Here is a 4,847-nt window from a genome sequence, read left to right on the forward strand (position 1 = left end):
TTAAAGAATATAAAATACTGTGCCATCACAATCAGTACCTTGTACCTGCTAGGTATGCCACTTTATTATCTCATGGGGAAGAGAGTTGACCATCCAAGTTTCATACCAATGGGATTGGTCATTATTTTCGCCTCTATGGTGATCGCCGTTTTTGCTGCTGTTCTCCAAAGACTTTTACAAGAAGCTATTAATATAAAATCAGAAAATGATTTAACGGTCTGAGGTGGAGCATATGGCAATTATTATTAATATTGATGTGATGTTAGCAAAACGAAAAATGAGCGTAACGGAGCTTTCGGAGAGGGTTGGAATTACTATGGCGAATCTTTCCATTCTTAAAAATGGGAAAGCAAAAGCGGTTCGTTTATCAACATTAGAAGCGATATGTAAAACCTTGGATTGTCAGCCAGGTGATATTTTGGAGTACAAAAGCGACGAAGACAATCAATAAAAACAGACAACAAATTTATTTAACTAACAGGGAACGAAAGTTGAACGGACCATAGAGCAGTTAGTCGATGGCAACTGCTCCTTTCTCGTTAAGCTGAAGGGCAGGATAGCGTAACCTTTTATCGCAGATAGAGTCTAAATTATTACATATTCAGGATTAATAAACGAGGTGAGCTAATAATAGAATGAAAAAACGAATTTTACTTTTTGTTGGTATTCTTGTGTTCTTGGCAATTATCGGCGGTATTACATTGCATAATTTTGCTAAAAACCTAGGCGAAAGTTACAATCAAATAGGTTAATGGGAAAAGAGGGCTTACAAATCCTGGCGTTAATCAAACGGGAAACGATAGTTGAATAATAGACATTGATGAGTAGGTACTACGGTATCCTGCTCTTTTTATTAAGCTAACGGGCAGGTTTGAGCAATGAAAAAGCTGCTTGGATACTGGGGCAGTGAGTAATTATACGGAATAATTGCTACTGGGTCAATTTATTACATTTCAAAAAAAGCCATAGCTGTTCCTCCCATTACATAAGCCAGATGCAAGCTATATGAGAGGACCGATACCGGAGATACCTTCCTTGTACAATCGCTAAGACCTAAGTGAGAAATTAAGGATTCGCAATTAATAATAAATGAATAGCAGCAAGAATTCCCATCGGATAGATGATTAAACGAGAGAATGTATTTTTAAATTCGTTGCGGGAGTGCTTTTCGAAAAATAAGTGCAGGATCGCATGGATCATGAGAAAGATGTCTATCACCCAAAACGTAATCGTCTGATATTGGCTAAAAAGTAAAGCGAGTATGATGGTGTACAGGGGGAGATGGATAAGGGTGAACACTTTATAGGCTTTTGCATCATCCATATCTTGTAGAACAAAAAATAGTTTCCATTCCGATCGTCGAATTGCATCCATTTCGTGCAGGAGAAATAAGGATAAGTTAAACAAGAATAGCAACAACAACAAATCTGGCATATCAAACCTCCAAAAATTTTATATCAAACGTTTACTATAGCGTAATAAACAAACACATTTAAATATTTCCCTTGGTTAATACGTAAAACTGTTCGAAATGTAACAAGTAAAGCTATATCTGTCAGAGTAATGTAGAAAATTTAAATGAACATGAAAAAAAGCATTCAAAATGATAGTGAAAAATTGATCAACACGATAAAAACGACGCTTGAATTTGATGCCATTTTTTAATTAAATGTATAATAATGGTGAAACAATTTCTTGTGTTAGCGTTTCATTGAACGAACAGGATTATTTAGTTCGCGTAACGAATACCATAAATATGGAAATTTCGTGAAGTTCGTAAATAAGACGATCTAGGAAATTCACTTAAAAACTTTTGTTATGGAGGTGTCTCATGGAGGATGAATTAAATCTCATAGAGGATGAAATAAAGCGAATTAAGAATAATCAATCGAAAATCATATTCTATTTCATGCTTTCGATTGCAATAATTGGATCAATGATAATATTGCTTCTGAATATCTATCGCTTTACTTTAGCTGATATCCTCACTTCCTTTTTTGCGCCATTTATTGAGATACTGGGTTATATTATTTTCTTGATTTGTTCACTGATTGTTTTTGTGTATTTTGTCGTAAGTAAATCCTTCAATAGGGCAAGAAGAGGAATACCTTTTTTGTTGAATCTATTTATTTTTATTTTGATGTTAATTGTTCCTTTTACCTCAATAGTTTTAGATTTAGATTATCGCTTCAATAAGGAAGAAAGAGAAGATGTAGTTCGAATGGTATTGGATGGCACACTGAAACCGAATGTATCTGATAATGAAATATTGATTCGTTTGCCAGAGGAATATAAGAAACTTTCCAAAGGCGGTGGTGAGATCGTGGTTCATGGATACGGACAGAGTGCTCAAATTCTTTTTTTTTCCTATCGTGGAATATTAGGTAATATGGCTGGATTTATTTATACCGCTAATGATAGCGCCCCTGATGAAATGCTTTTTGGCGGAAACTTTATGGAAGTGAAAAAACTGAATAAGAATTGGTATTCGGTTAGAGCTACGTAAAATGGATTTCATATATGTTCACGCAAAAGATCGTTTTCACCGATCCTCAGTCAGCAGAGGCATTTCGAGTTAACGGATTCATGAGGACACTTACGAGAGTAATTCGTCGGATGGCAGTAAATCATTACGTTAACGGGACGTGATAGCTCAATAAAACACGACGGCAGCTGCAGAAACAAAAGCGCATGTACGACTGAAACAATCGTACTCGATATAACGTTCTTAAATGTGAGGTGATAATTCATGATTAAATGGGTGTTAACATTAGCGGCAGTATTAGTGCTGCTATCGGGCTGCAGTGAGAAGTCGGGCAGACCTAGTGACAATATGACTAATCCTACTACTGCTCCTGCACCGGGGGAGACGTTTACGCCGTTAGCGAAGCCGGAAGCGTTTCCCGCTGTGTCTAACCCTTATGATGCCGACCAAGCAGCGGAGAACGGCGATATCGTGAACGTTCACGGGAAAATGTACAATCTCGACAAGTGGAAGCTGTTTCTTGCGAATCTAGATGTTGGCGTGCCGGATCAAGTGCGTATTACGCAGTATACGATTGAAGGTGACCCGATCTTCTATGAGTTAGTCTATGACGGGGCTGAAGTGATTACGTATACGTACGACAACTCGCGTGACGGGTTCGGGAGCAATGCAGGTCGTCCGAGCACGTTGTGCCGAGGCATTGAGCTCGAGGAGGACAAGGAGTTAGGCTCCCATTACAAGCTAACCGGATGCGATTCTGAAACCAGTAATACGTTCTGGTTTACGAACGTAGAGTCGGAAGCTGAGCAGGGCAGCCAATAAGAACAATATACTCTAGAGTCGCTCGATCGTTTAATTCTAATAAGAACAATAGTTCAATCATCACAAAGAGGCAGCCGATCACATCGATCGGTTGCCTCTTCTAAGTTAACGGGCAGTTAGTACTAAGGTTTCTCATACAAGCGAGTTATGCTAATATAAAAGTGTTTTAAAATATTAAAATGTGGGAGATTCAAACCATGATCATCAAGTTCATTCGTTTAAGGTAGTGAAAGGTGCAGCTCACATAACCCGGCTTTTTTATACAAACTAGCTAGGGTTTATTTGACTGTACCTTTTTTCATTCACCTAAAACGAATGGAAGGGTGCTTTTTGTGTTCGAAAAAAGTAAAAAGTTGATGAGCGCTGAGAAAATTGAAAACTCTCAGGAGATATTTATATGCCCATTATGTAAAAAACAGATGCAAATGATCCATTTACAAAGTTTAGTTTGTTGCAATCAGCACTGTTTTGATATAGCCAAGCAAGGATATATAAACCTATTGTCTGGAACCAGTAATACTAAGTATGATAAAAAAATCTTCGAGTATAGAAGGGTAATAAGCAGAAGTGGTTTATTTAATCCCTTACATGCAGCGGTAAGTGAGATTATAATGAGTCAACTCCCGAGCGATGAACCTTTAAGCATACTGGATGCAGGTTGTGGAGAAGGTTCTCACTTAAATAACATACAAATAGAAATAAATAAGAAAAAACTCAACCCTCTTTTGGCTGTAGGGATTGATATTTCAAAAGAGGGAATTAGTTTTGCTGCAGCTGAATATTCAAATGTTATTTGGTGTGTGGCGGACATTGCAAACTGTCCGTTTGCAAATCAGCAATTTAAATTTATTTTAAACATTCTTTCACCGGCAAATTACTCAGAATTTCAGAGATTGATTGGTGATAATGGTTTGGTGATTAAAATCGTCCCTGAACAGGATTATCTAAAAGAATTAAGAGAAATCTTTTACGAGGGGTCAGATAAACGGGTTTATTCAAATTCACATACAATTAACCACTTCAACGAACAGTTCAAGTTATTGGATGTTAAAAGCATTCAATATCAAGTAAACCTGAATGAACCTTTAATCGAACCATTGCTCGGTATGACGCCATTATCCTGGGGGACTTCCAAGGAACGCATAGAAAAAGTGTTACAGATGAATCTGAAAAAAGTCACTATGGACTTTAAAATGTTGATTGGTAAGAAATATTAGTTGAATAACGCATAGATGAGCAGGCGCTGCGGTGGCCTGCTCATTTTATTAAGCTAATGGGCAGGTCAGTTTAATGAAATTCTCGAATACGTTATATATGGAACGTTCTCGAAGTTCGTAAATATGACGTTAGCTGAATTTAAATAAATTATAGTAGGGTGACCCAATGTCAAAAACATTTCAGTTTGAAACAAAAACAATACAGGGAAATGAAGAACTTATTATTGACATACAACCAATAATTAATGAATATAACAAATTTCTGATTCTTACTACTACCAGAAAAATTATCGAGTTGGATACAAATGAGAATGTGTTTAAAG

The 4,847-nt window shown here is 36.9% G+C and carries 6 protein-coding genes; 5 read left to right on the forward strand and 1 reads right to left on the reverse strand.

All coding sequences use genetic code 11. The annotated features are described in order from the left end of the window. Together AC1DSE_RS30215 and AC1DSE_RS30220 are read left to right on the forward strand one after the other, a co-directional pair. A partial coding sequence (locus AC1DSE_RS30215; RefSeq protein WP_477528696.1) for a DUF2975 domain-containing protein occupies nt 1–222 on the forward strand: 222 nt, incomplete at its 5' end. Between the two features lie 10 nt (nt 223–232). Then, nucleotides 233–451 (forward strand): helix-turn-helix domain-containing protein, encoded by a 219-nt coding sequence (locus tag AC1DSE_RS30220; RefSeq protein ID WP_430062057.1) that lies wholly within the window; start codon nt 233–235, stop codon nt 449–451. 614 nt (nt 452–1,065) lie between these two features. Here the strand turns inward: AC1DSE_RS30220 and AC1DSE_RS30225 are convergent. Beyond that, entirely contained in the window at nt 1,066–1,434 is a 369-nt protein-coding gene (locus tag AC1DSE_RS30225; RefSeq protein ID WP_477512046.1) for a DUF6713 family protein, read from the reverse strand. A gap of 397 nt (nt 1,435–1,831) precedes the next feature. On the opposite strand from AC1DSE_RS30225, the gene AC1DSE_RS30230 reads away from it, so the two are divergent. The 3 genes from AC1DSE_RS30230 to AC1DSE_RS30240 all read left to right on the forward strand — a co-directional run bounded on the left by AC1DSE_RS30230 (nt 1,832) and on the right by AC1DSE_RS30240 (nt 4,524). After that, nucleotides 1,832–2,506: a hypothetical protein gene (locus AC1DSE_RS30230; RefSeq protein WP_441884512.1), complete on the forward strand. Its 675-nt coding sequence runs from the start codon at nt 1,832–1,834 to the stop codon at nt 2,504–2,506. 243 nt (nt 2,507–2,749) lie between these two features. Next, on the forward strand, nt 2,750–3,307 hold the full coding sequence (locus AC1DSE_RS30235; protein WP_477512047.1) for a DUF4362 domain-containing protein: 558 nt from the start codon (nt 2,750–2,752) through the stop codon (nt 3,305–3,307). 332 nt (nt 3,308–3,639) lie between these two features. After that, nucleotides 3,640–4,524, forward strand: a complete 885-nt coding sequence (locus AC1DSE_RS30240; protein ID WP_477512048.1) for a putative RNA methyltransferase — start codon at nt 3,640–3,642, stop codon at nt 4,522–4,524. Nucleotides 4,525–4,847 lie beyond the last annotated feature (323 nt).

It is taken from the genome of Paenibacillus sp. 01L418 (assembly GCF_056400045.1).

What these genes read in the sequence shown, in the direction of transcription:
- AC1DSE_RS30220 (WP_430062057.1), top strand. Translation starts at nt 233, where the DNA reads ATGGCAATTATTATTAATATTGATGTGATGTTAGCAAAACGAAAAATG.
- AC1DSE_RS30225 (WP_477512046.1), bottom strand. Translation starts at nt 1,434, where the DNA reads ATGCCAGATTTGTTGTTGTTGCTATTCTTGTTTAACTTATCCTTATTT.
- AC1DSE_RS30230 (WP_441884512.1), top strand. Translation starts at nt 1,832, where the DNA reads ATGGAGGATGAATTAAATCTCATAGAGGATGAAATAAAGCGAATTAAG.
- AC1DSE_RS30235 (WP_477512047.1), top strand. Translation starts at nt 2,750, where the DNA reads ATGATTAAATGGGTGTTAACATTAGCGGCAGTATTAGTGCTGCTATCG.